Here is a 15,682-nt window from a genome sequence, read left to right on the forward strand (position 1 = left end):
ATGGCGAGGGCACGGATCGCGGCGCTCCTCCTCGCGCTCGGCGTACTCGCCGGGGCCACGATCTCCTGGCCGGTGATCGGGGCGGCCACACCCGCGTACGCGGCCGCGCCGGTCACCCAGGCGCGCGCCGAGCTGTGCAGCACCAAGGAGTGGCAGGCCGACTTCCGGTCCTGCGTCGGCAGGCTCAAGGCCGTCAGCGAGGACCAGGTCGAGTGCCGCAACGCGCCGGTGCCCGCCGCGCCGGACTCGGGACTGGCCGGCTGGTTCGCGTCCCGGCCCGACTCGGCGAAGGAGCCCGGCCCGAAGGGCCTCTACAGCGACTACGGGTACGCCGGGTACAGCTACAACACGTACGACATCGACGGCGGCTGCGCCTCGTCGGTGCTGCACCCGGACTACCGGTTCACCACGATGGTCGCCAACGGCGAGTTCATGTTCGCCAACGCGGTGATCGGTGCCTCGAACGCGCTGCGCGAGCGCGCCTGGGATCCGCGGACGATGTGGAGCTGGGCCGACCCGCTGGTGGAGCAGGCCACGAAGGCCGTCTACCAGAAGGTGTTCAGCGTCTTCGGCATCATCACCGTCTGCGTGGTCGGCCTCTACCTGCTCTGGCGGTCCCGCCAGTCGGACATGAGCAACGCGATGACCACTGCCGGCTGGGCGCTGCTGGTGATGGTGGCGGTGACCGCGCTGGCCGCCTGGCCGGTCAAGTCCGCGAACATCGCCGACAACACGCTGATCACCACGCTGGGCGTGGTGCACGACGCGGTCGGTCCCTCCTCCAAGACCGTCCCGCCGGACAAGTGCGCGCTGCCGAACCCGAGCGCCTGCGTCGACAAGCGGCCACCCGCCGTGCGCGCGAGCGACACGGCGACCGAGACGATGCTCTACCGGAACTGGCTGCGCGGCGTGCTCGGTTCGGCGGACAGCGAGACAGCGAAGAAGTACGGCCCGGCCCTGTACGACGCCAAGTCTCTGACCTGGGGCGAGGCGGAGGCGATCCGGACTAAGCCCGCCACCCGCGACGTCGTCATCAAGGGCAAGCAGCAGCAGTGGGCCAAGGTCGCCGAGCAGATCAAGACCGAGGACCCGGAGGCGTACGAGTATCTCCAGGGCACCCGGGACATGGACCGGATCGGCGCCGGGTTCATCGCGGTGCTGGCCTCGGTGCTGTTCGCCATGTTCGACCTCACGGCGTCGCTGCTGGTGCTGCTCGGCTTCCTGATCTTCCGCTGGGCGGTGATCGCCGCGCCGATCCTCGGCACGGTCGGCCTGATGCGCCCGGCCAGCGCCGGTCTCCGGCGGCTGGCGAACGCGGTGGTCGCCGCGGTCTTCAACATCGCCATCTTCGGCACCGGCGCGGCCATCTACCTCTTCGCCGTCGACCTGATCATGAACACCGCCACGCTGCCCGGCTGGCTCCAGGTGGTGCTGGTCTGGCTCTGCGGGGTGGTCGGCTGGTTGCTGCTGCGGCCGTACCGCCGAATCACCCAGCTCGGCGGCAAGGACAGCAGCGAGGCGGTCAGCTCGGCCGGCTCCTGGCACCGGCGGTTCTTCCGGGACATGCGGATCGCGGCCCGGCTGGACGTGGCGGAGCCCGGCGGCACCAACGAGCCGGCGATCGGCAAGCGTCGCGCCGTCACGGCCGACCAGCGCAGCCTCCGGCCGGAGGCCCGGCACGAGGATCCGGCACACAGCGCCAGACCCGCCGAACGGGAGCGGCCGGACGGGCGGGAACGGCCGGAGGAGGCACCAGCCAGCGGACGGCCGGCCACCACACCCCGGCCCCGGCGCGCGCCGTCGACCTGGACCGAGCCGGACGTGCCGGAGGAGTCGCCCTCCTACGCCGTCTACCGGCCGGACTCGGCGGGCCGCGGCACCTCCCCGGCCCGGCCGGCGCCGCGCATCCGCTCCGAGGCCCGGTGAGTCCGGTGCGACGCGCGCTGGAATTCCTCTTCACCCGGATCCTCCGGTCCCGCATCGGCGTCGCCCTCGTGATCGCCGTGGTGGTCTTCGGGGTGATCGGCGCGGCCCGCCTGGTCGCCGGGCCGGGCGACTCGGGCCTCGGCCTGACCAGCCGCCCCACCCAGCCGATCAGCACCGCGGACCCGGAGGCCGGAGACGACGGCATGCTGGCCAGCCCGCCGGCCGCGGTCGCCCCGAAGACCCGGCCGGGCGAGGACACGCCGGAGCAGGTCGCCGGGCGGTTCACCACCGCGTGGCTGAGCGGTCCGGGCAGCAGCGGCGACGCCTGGCAGTCCCGCCTACGGCCGCTCTCCACCCCGGCGCTGGCCGAGAAGATGACGGGCGCCGACCCGGAGACCGTGCCCGCACGGAGGACGACTGGTGCACCGACGCTCCGGCCCCGCACCGAGTCCTTCGTGGAGGCGCTGGTTCCGCTCGACAACGGCACGCTCCGGCTCGAACTCGTCGCACCGGACGGACCCTGGCTGGTGGACGCAATCGACTGGGAGCGGTCGTGACCGCCGGCCCGGCCGTCGCCGGACAGGTCCGCCGGAAGCTGCGCCTGGGCGTGGTCGCCACCGCCGTCACGAGCGTGCTCGCCCTGCTCTGCTGCGTCGGCGGCGCGGGCGCGTTCCTCCTCACCGAACTGGGCGGCGACGAGGACGACCCGAAGCTCGCGGCCCTGAACTGCGACCCCACCTACCAGGTGAACCTGACCGGCGACATGCCGCGCTTCGCCGAGTACGGCGAGCGCCAGCTGCGCAACGCCGCGGTCATCATCAAGGTCGGCCAGGACATGAAGCTCCCCGCTCGCGGCTGGGTGATCGCGCTGGCCACCGCGATGCAGGAATCAGCGCTGCGCAACCTCGCCAACAGCACCGTCCCGGCGTCGCTCGCGCTGCCGCACGAGGGAGTGGGCGCCGACCACGACTCGCTCGGTCTGTTCCAGCAACGGCCCGGGTGGGGCAGCGTCGAGCAGCGGATGACGCCCTCGTACGCGGCCCGCAAGTTCTACCAGAAGATGGAGAAGGTGCCGAACTGGCAGCAGCGCCCGCTCACTGTGGTCGCCCAGAAAGTCCAGGTCAGCGCCTACCCCGACGCCTACGCCAAGCACGAGGAACTGGCCGGAGCCATCGTCGACGCGCTGGCCGGCGGTGCCGCCCGGACCGTGGAGATCGCCGGCAAGGCCGTGTGCGACGCCGCCGCCGGAGACCGGATCGCCGCCTCCGGCTGGACCGCGCCGCTGCCCGGCGGTGTGGTCTCCGGCTTCCGCACCACGGCCCGTCCCAGCCACCACGGTGTGGACCTGGCCGCCTCGAAGGGCACGCCGATCCACGCCGCCTCGGCGGGCCGGGTGCTGGTGGCCCGCTGCGACCCCGACCGCTCCGGACGGCGGGACTGCGACCGGGACGGCTGGCCGAACAAGGGTGGCTGCGGATGGTTCGTGGACATCCTGCACGCCGGCGGGTTCATCACCCGCTACTGCCACATGGTCGAACGACCCCGCGTGGTGCCGGGTCAGGCGGTCGAGGCGGGCGAGGTCATCGGGATCTCCGGCAGCAGCGGCAACTCGTCCGGTCCGCACCTGCACTTCGAGGTGCACAAGGACGGCGACCGGTCCAGCAACGGGGCGGAGAACCCGGTGCCCTTCATGCGTAAGCGGGGCGCGCCCCTCGGCGAAACCGGGTGAGGCCGGACGGATGAGCAATCCCCTGCCCGACCCGTTCGCCGACCGGCCGGACTGGGCCCCGCTGCCGCCCCGGCCGGTGGAGACCGTGCCCGCCACCGGCGGTACCGAGCTGCGCGGCCGCCGCGTGCTCGTCGGCCTGCCCGGTCTCGGCTGGCGCGGCGACCTGCGGGCCGACGAGCGGGTCGTGCAGGGCAGCCGCACCTACGTGCCGGTGATCCCGGAACACGAGTGGTACCGGGCCGAGGCCGAGCAGGTGGAGGTGTTCGCGCCGCTGGTGCCTGTGGAACGGGTCTGGGTGGAGACCATCGGCGAACGACGATCGGCGACCGGGGCGACCGCCCCGGGACTCCGGCTGGTCTCGCTGGACGTGCCCGAACGCCGGCCGCCGACGCCGGTGTTCGAGGCCGACGCGGTTACCGGGCGGCGAGTGGTGCACGTGGACAACGGCGTGGAACGGCGCGACCTGCGTGCCGTCACCGAGACCTACTCCGGCGCGGACGGCGACATCTGCGTACGGGTGGCCCCAGAGCTGGAGTGGTACCGGTGGGCCTGGCGCGGCCAGGCACCGACCACGCTGGAGGTGCCGGTGCACCTGCTCTGGCTGGAGTAGCCGCGTCAAGCGGCGCGTTGTGCCGAGCAGACGCCCCAGCCGTCTTGGTCCTGCGTCTCAAAGACCCAAGTCTGGCGATCACTCTGGCGAATCTCGTCCACCACCGCTGAGATCACCAGGTCCACCCGCACCTGGGCCTTGTCACCCGTCTGCTCGACGCTGAGGTTCTCCCAGCTCACGGAGATCGTCGTGTTGAACCGCTGCTCCCGTGCGACGAGGTCATCGCGAAGTGATCGCAAATCGTCAAGGTCGACGTCGTTACGGCACTCGAACTCCGCGGCCTTGACGTCATTGCGTTGATCGACGGAGTACTGGATGTAACTCGCTACGACAACCTCGGGAGAGCCACGGTCCGGGGCGGTGGCGCGGTCGTACAGCACGAACCCGACCACCCCGCCGACAGTGCACAGCACCGCCACCACCCCCGCGACGACAGCGAGCACGGTGCGCACCGGGCGCTTCGGGCGTACCGGGGCGGGAGCGGGCGCGGGGGGCGCCAACTGCTCCGGCGGGGTCCGCTGCGCCGGTACTCGGGACACCTGGGAACCGGCGGGGGGCTGCACTGATTCCACCTCCTGAGGCTATCGGCTGCGCCTCGCGTACCCAATGGCTGGAACGGGCGGATCGTGGCGAACCGCCGGGCGGACGCTGCCCGGCGGCGGGGTGAGGCTGCTCACCGCCGACCAGCTCACCGCGCCGACCGACATCCCGGTGGACGGCCCCCGGCTGGGTTACCGTCACACCTCGGGGAGGACATGTCGGCCTCGGAAAGAGAGGTGGACGCGGTGGCGACTCCGAAGGCGCGCGCCGGCCGGGCCGCCGCGCTGCACCGCCGGGCCGAGGCCGCCGCGACGGCGGCGGCGGGCATCCTCGACGAGATCCGGCCCGCGCCCGCCGACCACCACCGGCAGTACGAGCTGGCCGAGCGCCTGCGCGCGGCGGCCGATCTGGCGGCGCCCGGTTGGGCCGGCGGTCCGCTGGAGACGCTGACCGCGGCGACGCCTCCCGGTGACGGCCTGCCGCCGCTGGTCCGGGTGGGCACCGCGTCGCCGCTCGACGACGCCCGCTTCCCCGCGCTGGTGCCGTTGCTCGGCAGCGGGCACCTGAGCCTCGACGCCGACGCCTCGGACGCCCGGGTGGCCGGGCTGCTCCGCGCGCTGCTGCTGCGGGTGTTCGCCGCGACTCCGGCGGGTGCGCTGCTGGCGCGTGCGGTCGACGGCGGGTCCGGTGAGACATTCGCCGGGTACGCGCCGCTCGCCGATGCCGGCCTGCTGCCGCCGCCCGCCACCGACCTCGCCGGGATGCGCGCGGTGCTGGCCGAGGCGGAGCAGTGGGTGGCGGCCGGGACGGCCCGGCAGCGCGGGCACGACCGGACGCTGCTGCTCGTGGTCGCGGCGCTGCCCGACGGTACGACAACCGCCGACCTGGACCGGCTCGCCGGGCTGGCCGAGGGCGGGCCGCGCGCCGGGCTGCATCTGGTGCTCGCCGGCTGGCCGGACGGCAGCCCGCTGCCGCGCGCCACAGCGGTCACTGTTCGCACCGCGTACGCGCTGGTCGGTGACCCGCCCGGCGCCGGCTTCAGCAGTCCCGGCGCCGAGCCGCCGGGCGGCTTGAACTCGCCCGTGTTCCTCGACGACGATCCGCCCGCCGACCTGGTCGCCGCGGTGTGCGCGCGGCTGGCCCGGCAGATCGAGGACGGCTCCCGGCTTTCCCTGCGGGACCTGCTGCCGGCGGACGGCCTCTGGACGGCCGGCTCGGCCGACGGGCTGAGCACCACCGTCGGTGACGCCGCCGGGCGCCCGGTCAGTCTCGGTTTCACCGAGCTGACCCCGCACTGGCTGGTCAGCGGCCGGGGTCAGGCGGGCCGGTCGGCGTTCCTGACCGACGCGTTGTTCGGCCTCGCCGCCCGGTACGGCCCGGACGAGCTGGCGCTCTACCTGGCCGACCTGGCCGACGGCGAGTCCTTCGTGGAGTTTCTCCAGACCGAACGGGACCGCTCCTGGGTGCCGCAGGTGCGTGCCGCCGGGATGGCGGCCGACCGGGAGTACCTGGCCGACCTGTTCGGCGAGCTGGAGGCGGAGCTGCGCCGCCGCGAGGAGGCGTCCCGGCGGGCCGGTGGGCAGCGTTACGCCGAGCTGCGGGAGCACCAGCCGCTGCCCCGGATCGTCTGCGTGGTCGACAACTTCCCGCTGGCGCTGCACGAGCGGGACCGGCTCGCCGCCGACCTGCTGGCCCGGCTGGACGCACTCGCCCGCGCCGGCCGGTCGTACGGGATCCACCTGGTGCTGGCCGGCGAGGGCGATCTGGGCATCGGCGGTCCGCGCGACCCGCTGCTCGGCCAGTTCCCGGTGCGGGTGGCGCTACCCGGCGGCTCGGCGGTGCTGGAGCCGGCGAACGACTCGGCGGCCGGGCTGCCGGTGGGCAGCGCGGTGGTGAACACGGCGGGTGGCCTGGGCGGTCCGCGCGGCGCGACCCGGGGACACGAGCGGATGATCCGCTTCCCTGACCCGTACGAGGATCCCGAGGTCCTGACCGGCCTGCGGCGACGGCTCTGGGAGGCGCGGGGCGAGTCCGCGACGCCGCCGGTGGTCTTCGCCGGGTTCGCCCGTCCGCTGCTCGCCAACGATCCGCGGCACCGGGCCGCGCTCGCCGGCCGGGCCCACGCGCCCGCCGCGTTGCTCGGCCGGGCGGTCGACGTCCGGCGGTCCACCGTCACGGTGCCGCTGGGGCCGGGCGCGGGGCGGAACCTGGCCGTCCTGGGGCGGGACGAGGAGGCCGAGCGCCTGCTGGTCACGGCGGTACGCAGCGCCGCGGCGGCGCAGCCGGGCGCGGCCCGGTTCGTGCTGGCGCCGCTGGCGAACGGGTCGGCCGGGCCGGCCGGGGTGCTCGCTGCCGAGCTGGCCGGACGTCACCGGGTGGAGACCGTCGACGTGGCCGGGCTGCGGACCGCCATGGAGTCGGACGAGCCGGGCTACCTGGTGGTGTTCGGGCTGGACGTGCCGGACGCCACCGAGCTGCCGCCCGACCTGCTGCGGACGCTGCTGCTGGAGGGACCGCCGGCCGGCCGGCACCTGCTCGGGTGGTGGCGGACACCGGCTCCGCTGGCCGGGCTCCTCGGCCCGGAGGGCGAGGTGGACAAGCTCACCGCCGTGGCGGTCACCGACGTGCCGGGCGGCCGGCTGGAGCAGCTCTTCGACCGCCCGGTCTGGTGGCGGCCCCGGCCGGGCCGCGCGGTGCTCTGGGACGGCCCGGACGAGCAGGGCACCGTCTTCGTGCCGTTCGGCACGGCCGAGGTGGCGACCGCGCGGGTCGAGCCGGTCCCGCAGGTGACGGACCGCGCCGGGGAGGGGCGGCATGAGTGAGACCGGCACGGCCGTACCGGGGCCCCGCTCGGGTGGGCCGACCACTGTGGCGGACCCCGCCGAGTCGGCCTGGGCGGAGTACGTCGCGGCCGCGCGGGCGCTCGACGGCGTACGCCGGGCGGCGGCCACCGCCGCCGGGGAGCAGGCGCGGTCGGTGGCCGCGGCCCGCGAGGAGCTGACCGCGGTACGGGAGCGGTTGGCGCCGCAGCAGTCCCGGCTGCGTGATCTGGGCGTACCGGCGATGTCGCTGGTCCCGACGCCGCCGGAGGTGACCGAGGCGGCCCGGTCGATGGCGGGCGGGCCGTCGGCGGTGCTGGCGGCGCTGCGCGCGGCCGGGGACTGGGCGGACGCCGCGGACGACACGCTGAGCGCGCGTGGCCTGCCGCGGCTGGCCCGATGGCCGTCCCGGCCCCGCAACCTGCTGGTGTACGGGCCGCTGGCACTCGTGGTGCCGCTGCTCCAGCTCGTGCTGTACGCGGTCGCCGGTCCAGGGCCGGTGACGGTGCTGGCGCTGCTCGTGGGGCTGCCGCTGCCGGCTGTGGCGTTCATGCTGGGCTGGCTCGCGGTGGGGCGCGTCTTCCGCCCGCGGCCCACCGACCGGGTGGACCGGACGCCCCGCTTCGGCGCCCTGGTCTGCCTGGTCCCGGCGGTGCTCACCGCCGCCGGTCTGCTGCTGGCCATGCTGCCCGACTGACGACGGCCGCGCCCTCCCGGGCGGGAGTACGCGGCCGTCGGTGCCGGTCGAGGGTCAGCGGGCCATGATCAGCGCCATCGCCTCGGCCCGCGACTTCGCGTCGTTCTGGAGGCCGCCGCGTACGGCCGACGTGATGGTCTTCGCGCCCGACTTCTGGATGCCGCGCATCGCCATGCACATGTGCTCGCACTCCAGCACCACGATCACGCCGCGCGGCGCGAGGCTCGACATCAGCAGGTCGGCGATCTGCGAGGTGAGCCGTTCCTGCACCTGCGGCCGGCGGGCGAACACCTCGACCAGCCTGGCCAGCTTGGACAGGCCGGTGATCCGGCCGTCCGGGCCGGGGATGTAGCCGATGTGCGCGCTGCCCCGGAACGGCAGCAGGTGGTGCTCGCAGAGGCTCATCACGTCGATGTCCCGGACGAGCACCAGTTCCTCGTGGTTGGCCTCGAACGTGGTGCGGAGCACCTGCGCCGGGTCGACGCGCAGGCCGGCGAAGAGTTCGGCGTACGCGCGGGCCACCCGGGCCGGCGTCTGCTGGAGGCCGTCGCGGTCCGGGTCCTCGCCCACCGCGATGAGGATCTCGCGGACCGCCTTCTCGATCCGGGCCAGATCGACGGTGTCCTCCACCGGGCCACCGGTGAGCTTGCCGCTGATCAGGCGCGCGGCCACGTAGTCGAGCGCGTCGTCGCCGTCGGGCTCGGTTGCGGAGACGGCCGACTCCCTGTGCGGGGAGCCGGCCGTCGTCGGATCGCTGTTCAGTGCGTACCGTCCGAGTTGTTGCTGGAACCACCGATCGAGGCGGCGGCGTCGGCGCGGGACTGCGCCGCCAGCGCCTCCTTCTCGGCCGGCGTGAGCACCGGCGGCTCGGTGGAGGGCTGACGCTTGCCGAAGCCGTGGTACGGCGCCATCGGCGGGCGCTTGACGACGCGCGCGCAGATCCGGGCCATGTCGGCGGTGGAGAGCGTCTCCTTCTCCATCAGCTCCAGGACCATGTTGTCCAGGACGTCCCGGTATTCCACCAGGATCTCCCAGGCCTCGTCGTGGGCCAGCTCGATCAGCGCGCGCATCTCGCCGTCGATCTCGGCGGCCACCGCGTCGGAGTAGTCCCGCTCGTGGCCCATGTTGCGGCCGAGGAACGGCTCGTCGCCGCTGGTGCCGTACTTGATCGCACCGAGCTTGGAGCTCATGCCGTACTGCGTGATCATCGCGCGGGCCAGCTGGGTGGCCTTCTCGATGTCGTTGCCGGCGCCGGTGGTCGGCTCGTGGAAGACGAGTTCCTCGGCGGCCCGGCCACCCAGCGCGTACGCCAGGGTGTCGATCATCTCGGCCCGGGTCTGGGTGTACTTGTCCTCCGTCGGAAGGACGAGCGTGTGACCCAGCGAGCGACCCCGGGACAGGATGGTCACCTTGTGCACCGGTGCGGCGTGCGGCAGCGCCCAGGCGACCAGCGCGTGCCCACCCTCGTGGTACGCGGTGATCTTCTTCTCCTGGTCGCTCATCACCCGGGTCCGGCGCTGCGGGCCGGCGATCACCCGGTCGATCGACTCCTCCAGGGAGTCGTTGGTGATCGCCCGCTGCTCCTTACGAGCGGTGAGCAGCGCGGCCTCGTTGATCACGTTGGCCAGGTCGGCGCCGCTGAAGCCCGGGGTACGCCGGGCGACCGCGTCGAGGTCGACGTCGGGCGTGAACGGCTTGCCCTTGGCGTGCACCCGCAGGATGGCCTTGCGGCCCTCCATGTCGGGGGCGTCGACCGGGATCTGCCTGTCGAACCGGCCAGGGCGCAGCAGCGCCGGGTCGAGGATGTCCGGCCGGTTGGTGGCGGCGATCAGGATGACGCCGCCCTTGGTGTCGAAGCCGTCCATCTCGACCAGCAACTGGTTGAGCGTCTGCTCCCGCTCGTCGTGACCGCCGCCCATGCCGGCGCCACGGTGCCGGCCGACCGCGTCGATCTCGTCGACGAAGACGATCGCCGGGGCGTTCGACTTGGCCTGCTCGAACAGGTCGCGGACACGGCTGGCGCCGACACCGACGAACATCTCGACGAAGTCGGAGCCGGAGATGGAGTAGAAGGGCACCCCGGCCTCGCCGGCGACCGCGCGGGCCAGCAGCGTCTTACCGGTACCGGGCGGGCCGAACAGCAGCACGCCCTTCGGGATCTTGGCGCCCAGGGCCTGGTACTTAGCCGGGTTCTGCAGGAAGTCCTTGATCTCGTGCAGTTCCTCGACGGCCTCGTCCGCACCCGCGACATCAGCGAAGGTGGTCTTCGGCGTGTCCTTGGTGATCATCTTCGCCTTGGACTTGCCGAAGTTGAGCACCCGGGAGCCGCCGCCCTGCATCTGCGACATGAAGAACAGCAGCAGGAGCACGAGCAGCGCGATGGGAAGCAGGTTGACCAGCAGGCTGACCCAGATGCTGTCCGACGACACCTTCGTGTCGACCGGGCCGGTGATCCGGTCCGCCGCCTCGGCCTCGCGTACCTGGTTCCAGACCTGGCCGCCGACCTCGTACGGGAACTGCGCCTCGATCTTGTCAGTGGTGGTGTCGCCGTCGAACTTGGCCTTGTCCTTCAGGTCGAGCTGGAGCGTCTGCTCCTTGTCCTGGAAGACGACCTTCTCGATGCCGCCCTTGTTGAGCTGGTCGAGCGCGACGGACGTGTCCACCCGGTGGTAGCTGGGACCAGCGGTGAACAGTTGACTGAGCACAACGGCGCCGAGGATGACCAGGATGATCCAGACCACCGGTCGGCGGAAGAAACGCGTACGTTCCATGCTGTAGTCGGGTGCCGAGGCGCCCGCATCCTCCTGATCGACGTCCTGACCGTCTGAATGGTGTCGCCGCCCTGAGCGGCGGCCGGGGCCGCCGTGCGGGCCGGCCCGACCCCCGAGGCACGCAAACTGCCGCACCACGGTCATTCGACGGTACACCGTTCGGGCGACGCGTGAGCTTGCGAGCCCGGCACTTACGCGTAGGGCGAACCCGGGTTTGGAGCCGGCGTGGCGGGGAGCTCCCACCCGGCCCGCCCACACCGCACGGTCACGCGGTTCGAGGGGCCGGGCGTGGAGAGTGCCTCCACGTCACCGGTCCCTACCGTAGACCGGAAGACTGAGAGCCCGCTGAATGTCAGCTGACGAAGGGCTCGGCGAATCCTCAGGCCCGCGCGTACACCTCGGGCTTGAGGACCCCGACGTAGGGCACCTCGCGGTACCGCTCGCCGAAGTCGAGCCCGTAGCCGACGACGAACTCGGTGGGGATGTCGAACCCGACGTACTTGACCGGGACCTGCACCTTGACCGCGTCCGGCTTGCGGAACAGCGCGACCACCTCGACGCTCGCCGCGGAGCGCGACTCCAGGTAGCGCAGCAGCCAGGACAGCGTCAGGCCGGAGTCGACGATGTCCTCGACGACCACCACGTGACGGCCGGCGATGTCCCGGTCCAGGTCCTTGAGGATGCGGACCACGCCGGACGAGGTGGTGCCCTGGCCGTAGGACGAGACGGCCATGAACTCCAGCTCGGCGGGCGGGCCCTGGCGGCCCAGCGCGCGGGCGAAGTCGGCCATGAACATGACCGCTCCCTTGAGCACGCACACGAGCAGCAGGCCGTCCTCGACGTGGGCGTAGTCCGCCGAGACCTGCTTGGCCAGTTCCGCGGTCTTGTCGCGGATCTGCGCCTCCGAGATGATCACGTGGTCGATGTCGGCGTCGTACCAGGAGCCGTCAGCCATGCTCCTAGCCTGCCGTACGCCCCGGCGCCGCCGTCGGCGGGGCCGCCCCTTTTGGCGCGGTCCCGCCGAGGATTTTCGGCGCGAACTGAATAAATCACCTCAGCAGGTACGGGAGTGCCAGCGCTGCCCGTCGTCGCTCGGCTTCCAGTCGGCCGAGTCGCGGGTGTCGGCGGTGAACCCGAAGGCGCTGGCGCCGACGAGGAGGAGCAGGAAGAGCAGGAGCAGCAGAACGGTCATGGCGGCGCTCACTTTCAGGTGGTTGAGACTGTTTTCGCCGCCGGTGCGCACCGGACACCATTGATTCTGCGGGCCACCGACCGATCCGGACAGTGGCAGGAATGTCATTGGGCATCGATTTACTGCCACCTGTCGGGTTACCCTCGTCACATGCTCCGCTCGGTCGCCGTCATCGCCATGGACCAGGTCGCCGCGTTCGAACTCGGCGTGCTCGCCGAGGTCTTCGGCACCGACCGCACCGCCGACGGCTTCCCCGGCTACCGGTTCGACGTCTGCACCGCCGACGGCGGCCCGGTCCGCAGCCGCTCCGGGTTCCTGCTCACCCCCACCGCCGACCTGGGCCCGGTCGAGGACGCCGACCTGGTGGCGGTGCCCGCGCACGCCGACGGCACCCCGCCCCCCGAGCCGGTGCTCGCCGCGCTGCGCCGCGCCGCCGACCGGGGCGCCTGGCTGCTGAGCGTCTGCGCCGGCGCCTTCGTCCTCGGTGAGGCGGGCGTGCTCGACGGGCGCGACTGCACCACCCACTGGCGGTACACCGACGAACTCCAGCAGCGCTTCCCGGCCGCCCGGGTCCAGTGCGACTCGCTCTACGTCCAGGACGACCGGCTGCTCACCAGCGCCGGCACCGCCGCCGGCATCGACGCCTGCCTGCATCTGGTACGCCAGGCGCACGGCTCGGCGGTGGCGACCCGGCTGGCCCGCCGGATGGTCGTGCCGCCGCACCGCGACGGCGGCCAGTCGCAGTACGTCGAGGCGCCGATCCCCAAGGCGCCGGAGGCGCCCACCCTGGAACCGGTGCTGGAATGGCTGATGGGACACCTGCGCCGACAGGTGACAGTGGACGAGCTGGCGGCACGCGCCGGGATGGCGCCGCGGACGTTCGCGCGCCGGTTCCGCGCGGAGACCGGAACGACCCCGCACGACTGGGTGACCAACCAGCGGGTGCTACTGGCCCGGCACCTGCTGGAGGACACCTCACTGAGCGTGGAAAGCGTCGCCGAGCAGGCCGGCTTCGGTGACTCGGCGGCCCTGCGGCACCACTTCACCCGCCGGGTCGGCACCACCCCCCTGGCCTACCGCACCACTTTCCGAGACCGCCAATCCACCTGACACCCCCGCTCCAGTCCCGCCCCCACCCGCCCCCACCCCCGGTTCACCCCGTCGATCATGAAGTTGACCGCGCGTTCCGCCCGTTTTCTCCCCGTCAACTTCATGATCGACGCTCTCAGGCCCGCCTCCAGGCGTGCACCGCCCCGCCCGCACCGGGTCAGGGCAGGAGGTGGCCGGCTTGGCGGCGTACCTGGTGGCTGCCGGGTAGGTGCACCGGGCCCTGTCCGTGCCAGCCTGTGACCAGGGCGTCCAGTGCCGCCACGTGACTGTGGGACAGCGCGCCCGGCGTCGCGCCCAGCTCGCGGGCCCAGGTGTGCAGCACCCGGGTACGGACGGCGGCCGGCAACTCGGCGAGCCCGGCGACGGACAGCCCGCCGTCAGCGGTCCGGACGTCGGCGAGCGTGGCGTCGGCGAGCGCGTCGAGCGCGGCGTTGTCGGCCGCGAGCAGGTGAGCGGTACGGGCGAGGTTCGCCACCACCCCCGGCCCGAGCGCCTCGACGAGTGCGGGCAGCGCGTCGGCCCGGACCCGTGCCCGGGCGTACGCGGGGTCGGCGTTGTGCGGGTCCGCCCACGGATCGAGTCCGAGCGCGGCGCAGGCGGCCCGGGTGTCGGCGCGCGGAATGTCGAGCAGCGGCCGCAACAGGGGCACCCCGTCGACGTCGCGCCGCTCCGGCATCCCGGACAGCCCGCGCGGTCCGGCACCCCGGGCCAGCGCGAGCAGGACGGTCTCGGCCTGGTCGTCGCGCGTGTGCCCGAGCAGCACCCCGGCTGCCTCGTAGCGGTGGGCGGCGGCGATCAGCGCCTCGTACCGGGCCTCGCGGGCAGCCGCCTCCGGGCCGCCGGGCCGGCCGTCCACGCGTACCGGAAGCACCTCGACCGGGTCGAGCCCTTCGGCGCGGGCCCAGCCGGCGACCGCCTCGGCCCGTTCGGCGGATCCGGCCTGCAGGCCGTGGTCGACCGTCACCAGCCCGGCCGGGCGCCCGAGCCGGGGGGCCACGAACGCGGTGGCGGCGGCGAGCGCGAGCGAGTCGGCCCCACCGGAGCAGGCCACCAGCACCGGGCCGGCGCCGGGCAGGCCGGTCAGCATCCGGCGGACGGCGAGCCGCACGGCGGCGACGGCGGGAGCGGGCGACGGAGAGCGACGCGACCGAGCCCCCGAACCAGCCGAGCCGCCGGAACCGGCCGGGCCGGGCGGATCAGCCGACGGGCGGGGTGGCACCGGCGGGCCCGTGCACGCGGGACACCCAGGCGTCCGGGTCGCCCAGCTCGTCCAGGCGGGGCAGCGTCAGCGGGGACGAGAAGATCTTGTTGAAGCCCTGCATCCCCACCCGGTCGACCACGCCGTGCACGAACTTGCGGCCCTCGGCGTACTGGCGCATCTTGACCTCGATGCCGAGCAGCCGCCGGATCGCCTTCTCCAGCGGGTTGCCGGACTCGCGGCGCCGGTTGAACGCCGCCCGGATCGACTCGACGCTGGGGATGACCTGCGGACCCACGCCGTCCATCACGAACTCGGCGTGGCCCTCCAGCAGCGTCATCAGCGCGGTCAGCCGGTCCAGCACGGCGCGCTGGGCCGGGGTCTGCACGATGTCCAGCACGCTGGCCCGGCTCTCCGGGTCCTTCACCGCGTCGGAGAGCGTGGCGACGCCGCGGCGCAGCCGTTCCAGCAGGTGCTCGCCGCCCTGGGAGGCGTCCACGAACGCCTGCACCTCGCCGAGGAAGTACGCGCGCATCCACGGCACGGCGGTGAACTGGGTGCGGTGGGTGACCTCGTGCAGGCACACCCAGAGCCGGAAGTCGCGCGAGTCGGCGCCGAGCTTCCGTTCGACCTCGAGGATGTTCGGCGCCACCAGCAGCAGCTGGCCGGGGTCGCCGGCGAAGACCTCGTACTGGCCGAGCACGCGGCCGGAGAGGTACGCCAGCACGGTGCCGGCCTGCACACCTGTGACCCGGGAGCCGATCGCCTCGGTGAGCGCGCCGGGCCGCTTGTCGCCGGAGAGGCGTTCGACCAGCGGGGAGACCACCTCACGCAGCCCGGCGATGTTGGCAGCCGCCCAGTCCCGGCGGTCGACCACGCGTACCGGCGGGTGGGCGACCTGCGCCCGCAGGCCGGTGTAGTCGGCGACGTGACCGGCCGCCTCGTCGGTCAGCCGGCGCAGGTCGCCGACCACGTCGGTGGCCTCGGCGTACGACACCCGAGGGCCCGACTTGCTCAGCGCCCCCGCGGTAGCGGCGGCCAGATCCCAGTCCACGAACTGCGCCATGAACCCACCGTACCCGCGCCGGAA

Annotated in this window: 14 protein-coding genes; 7 read left to right on the forward strand and 7 right to left on the reverse strand. The window is 73.4% G+C overall.

Translation table 11 applies throughout. The annotated features are described in order from the left end of the window. Genes ACN27D_RS11880 through ACN27D_RS11895 form a run of 4 tightly spaced genes read left to right on the forward strand, consistent with a single transcriptional unit; the run spans position 1 to position 4,265 of the window. A complete protein-coding gene (locus ACN27D_RS11880; protein WP_421499117.1) occupies positions 1-1,926 on the forward strand; it encodes an MFS transporter in 1,926 nt (641 codons plus the stop codon). Next, complete coding sequence (locus ACN27D_RS11885; protein ID WP_121683712.1) at positions 1,923-2,483, forward strand: hypothetical protein; 561 nt, start codon at positions 1,923-1,925, stop codon at positions 2,481-2,483. Before ACN27D_RS11880 ends, ACN27D_RS11885 begins: the two co-directional genes overlap by 4 nt. Continuing rightward, positions 2,480-3,655: a M23 family metallopeptidase gene (locus tag ACN27D_RS11890; protein WP_357900238.1), complete on the forward strand. Its 1,176-nt coding sequence runs from the start codon at positions 2,480-2,482 to the stop codon at positions 3,653-3,655. The genes ACN27D_RS11885 and ACN27D_RS11890 overlap by 4 nt, the downstream gene beginning before the upstream one ends. 10 nt (positions 3,656-3,665) lie before the next feature. After that, entirely contained in the window at positions 3,666-4,265 is a 600-nt protein-coding gene (locus tag ACN27D_RS11895; protein WP_121683714.1) for a hypothetical protein, read from the forward strand. A gap of 5 nt (positions 4,266-4,270) precedes the next feature. Here ACN27D_RS11895 and ACN27D_RS11900 read toward each other — a convergent pair whose 3' ends face one another. Continuing rightward, positions 4,271-4,828 carry a hypothetical protein gene (locus tag ACN27D_RS11900; protein ID WP_121683715.1) on the reverse strand — a complete coding sequence of 186 codons (558 nt, stop codon included), beginning with the start codon at positions 4,826-4,828 and terminating at the stop codon, positions 4,271-4,273. A 213-nt stretch (positions 4,829-5,041) separates the two neighbouring features. Here ACN27D_RS11900 and ACN27D_RS11905 point away from each other — a divergent pair, with 213 nt between their 5' ends. Both ACN27D_RS11905 and ACN27D_RS11910 read left to right on the forward strand, forming a co-directional pair. Then, positions 5,042-7,627 carry an FtsK/SpoIIIE domain-containing protein gene (locus ACN27D_RS11905; RefSeq protein WP_421501134.1) on the forward strand — a complete coding sequence of 862 codons (2,586 nt, stop codon included), beginning with the start codon at positions 5,042-5,044 and terminating at the stop codon, positions 7,625-7,627. After that, positions 7,620-8,321: a hypothetical protein gene (locus ACN27D_RS11910; protein WP_358173967.1), complete on the forward strand. Its 702-nt coding sequence runs from the start codon at positions 7,620-7,622 to the stop codon at positions 8,319-8,321. Before ACN27D_RS11905 ends, ACN27D_RS11910 begins: the two co-directional genes overlap by 8 nt. A 54-nt stretch (positions 8,322-8,375) precedes the next feature. Here ACN27D_RS11910 and folE read toward each other — a convergent pair whose 3' ends face one another. The 4 genes from folE to ACN27D_RS11930 form a co-directional block, all read right to left on the reverse strand. After that, positions 8,376-8,993, reverse strand: coding sequence for a GTP cyclohydrolase I FolE (gene folE / locus ACN27D_RS11915; RefSeq protein WP_121683718.1), 618 nt, complete (start codon positions 8,991-8,993; stop codon positions 8,376-8,378). An 86-nt stretch (positions 8,994-9,079) separates the two neighbouring features. After that, positions 9,080-11,092: an ATP-dependent zinc metalloprotease FtsH gene (ftsH, locus tag ACN27D_RS11920; RefSeq protein WP_120572785.1), complete on the reverse strand. Its 2,013-nt coding sequence runs from the start codon at positions 11,090-11,092 to the stop codon at positions 9,080-9,082. 379 nt (positions 11,093-11,471) lie between these two features. Then, entirely contained in the window at positions 11,472-12,047 is a 576-nt protein-coding gene (hpt, locus tag ACN27D_RS11925) for a hypoxanthine phosphoribosyltransferase (protein WP_013288988.1), read from the reverse strand. A gap of 99 nt (positions 12,048-12,146) precedes the next feature. Beyond that, positions 12,147-12,284: a hypothetical protein gene (locus tag ACN27D_RS11930; RefSeq protein WP_162959290.1), complete on the reverse strand. Its 138-nt coding sequence runs from the start codon at positions 12,282-12,284 to the stop codon at positions 12,147-12,149. A gap of 150 nt (positions 12,285-12,434) precedes the next feature. On the opposite strand from ACN27D_RS11930, the gene ACN27D_RS11935 reads away from it, so the two are divergent. Beyond that, a complete protein-coding gene (locus tag ACN27D_RS11935; RefSeq protein WP_421499118.1) occupies positions 12,435-13,394 on the forward strand; it encodes a GlxA family transcriptional regulator in 960 nt (319 codons plus the stop codon). Between the two features lie 157 nt (positions 13,395-13,551). Here the strand turns inward: ACN27D_RS11935 and tilS are convergent, their stop codons facing one another. Next, positions 13,552-14,481 (reverse strand): tRNA lysidine(34) synthetase TilS, encoded by a 930-nt coding sequence (gene tilS / locus ACN27D_RS11940; protein ID WP_358174298.1) that lies wholly within the window; start codon positions 14,479-14,481, stop codon positions 13,552-13,554. A gap of 109 nt (positions 14,482-14,590) precedes the next feature. Further along, on the reverse strand, positions 14,591-15,658 hold the full coding sequence (locus ACN27D_RS11945) for a zinc-dependent metalloprotease (protein WP_120574100.1): 1,068 nt from the start codon (positions 15,656-15,658) through the stop codon (positions 14,591-14,593). Between the last annotated feature and the right edge of the window lie 24 nt (positions 15,659-15,682).

The organism is Micromonospora sp. WMMD1274 (assembly GCF_049179035.1).
Classification (GTDB): Bacteria; Actinomycetota; Actinomycetes; order Mycobacteriales; family Micromonosporaceae; genus Micromonospora; species Micromonospora tulbaghiae.

What these genes read in the sequence shown, in the direction of transcription:
- ACN27D_RS11880 (WP_421499117.1), top strand. Translation starts at nt 1, where the DNA reads ATGGCGAGGGCACGGATCGCGGCGCTCCTCCTCGCGCTCGGCGTACTC.
- ACN27D_RS11895 (WP_121683714.1), top strand. Translation starts at nt 3,666, where the DNA reads ATGAGCAATCCCCTGCCCGACCCGTTCGCCGACCGGCCGGACTGGGCC.
- ACN27D_RS11910 (WP_358173967.1), top strand. Translation starts at nt 7,620, where the DNA reads ATGAGTGAGACCGGCACGGCCGTACCGGGGCCCCGCTCGGGTGGGCCG.
- ftsH (WP_120572785.1), bottom strand. Translation starts at nt 11,092, where the DNA reads ATGGAACGTACGCGTTTCTTCCGCCGACCGGTGGTCTGGATCATCCTG.
- hpt (WP_013288988.1), bottom strand. Translation starts at nt 12,047, where the DNA reads ATGGCTGACGGCTCCTGGTACGACGCCGACATCGACCACGTGATCATC.
- ACN27D_RS11930 (WP_162959290.1), bottom strand. Translation starts at nt 12,284, where the DNA reads ATGACCGTTCTGCTGCTCCTGCTCTTCCTGCTCCTCCTCGTCGGCGCC.
- ACN27D_RS11935 (WP_421499118.1), top strand. Translation starts at nt 12,435, where the DNA reads ATGCTCCGCTCGGTCGCCGTCATCGCCATGGACCAGGTCGCCGCGTTC.
- tilS (WP_358174298.1), bottom strand. Translation starts at nt 14,481, where the DNA reads ATGCTGACCGGCCTGCCCGGCGCCGGCCCGGTGCTGGTGGCCTGCTCC.
- ACN27D_RS11945 (WP_120574100.1), bottom strand. Translation starts at nt 15,658, where the DNA reads ATGGCGCAGTTCGTGGACTGGGATCTGGCCGCCGCTACCGCGGGGGCG.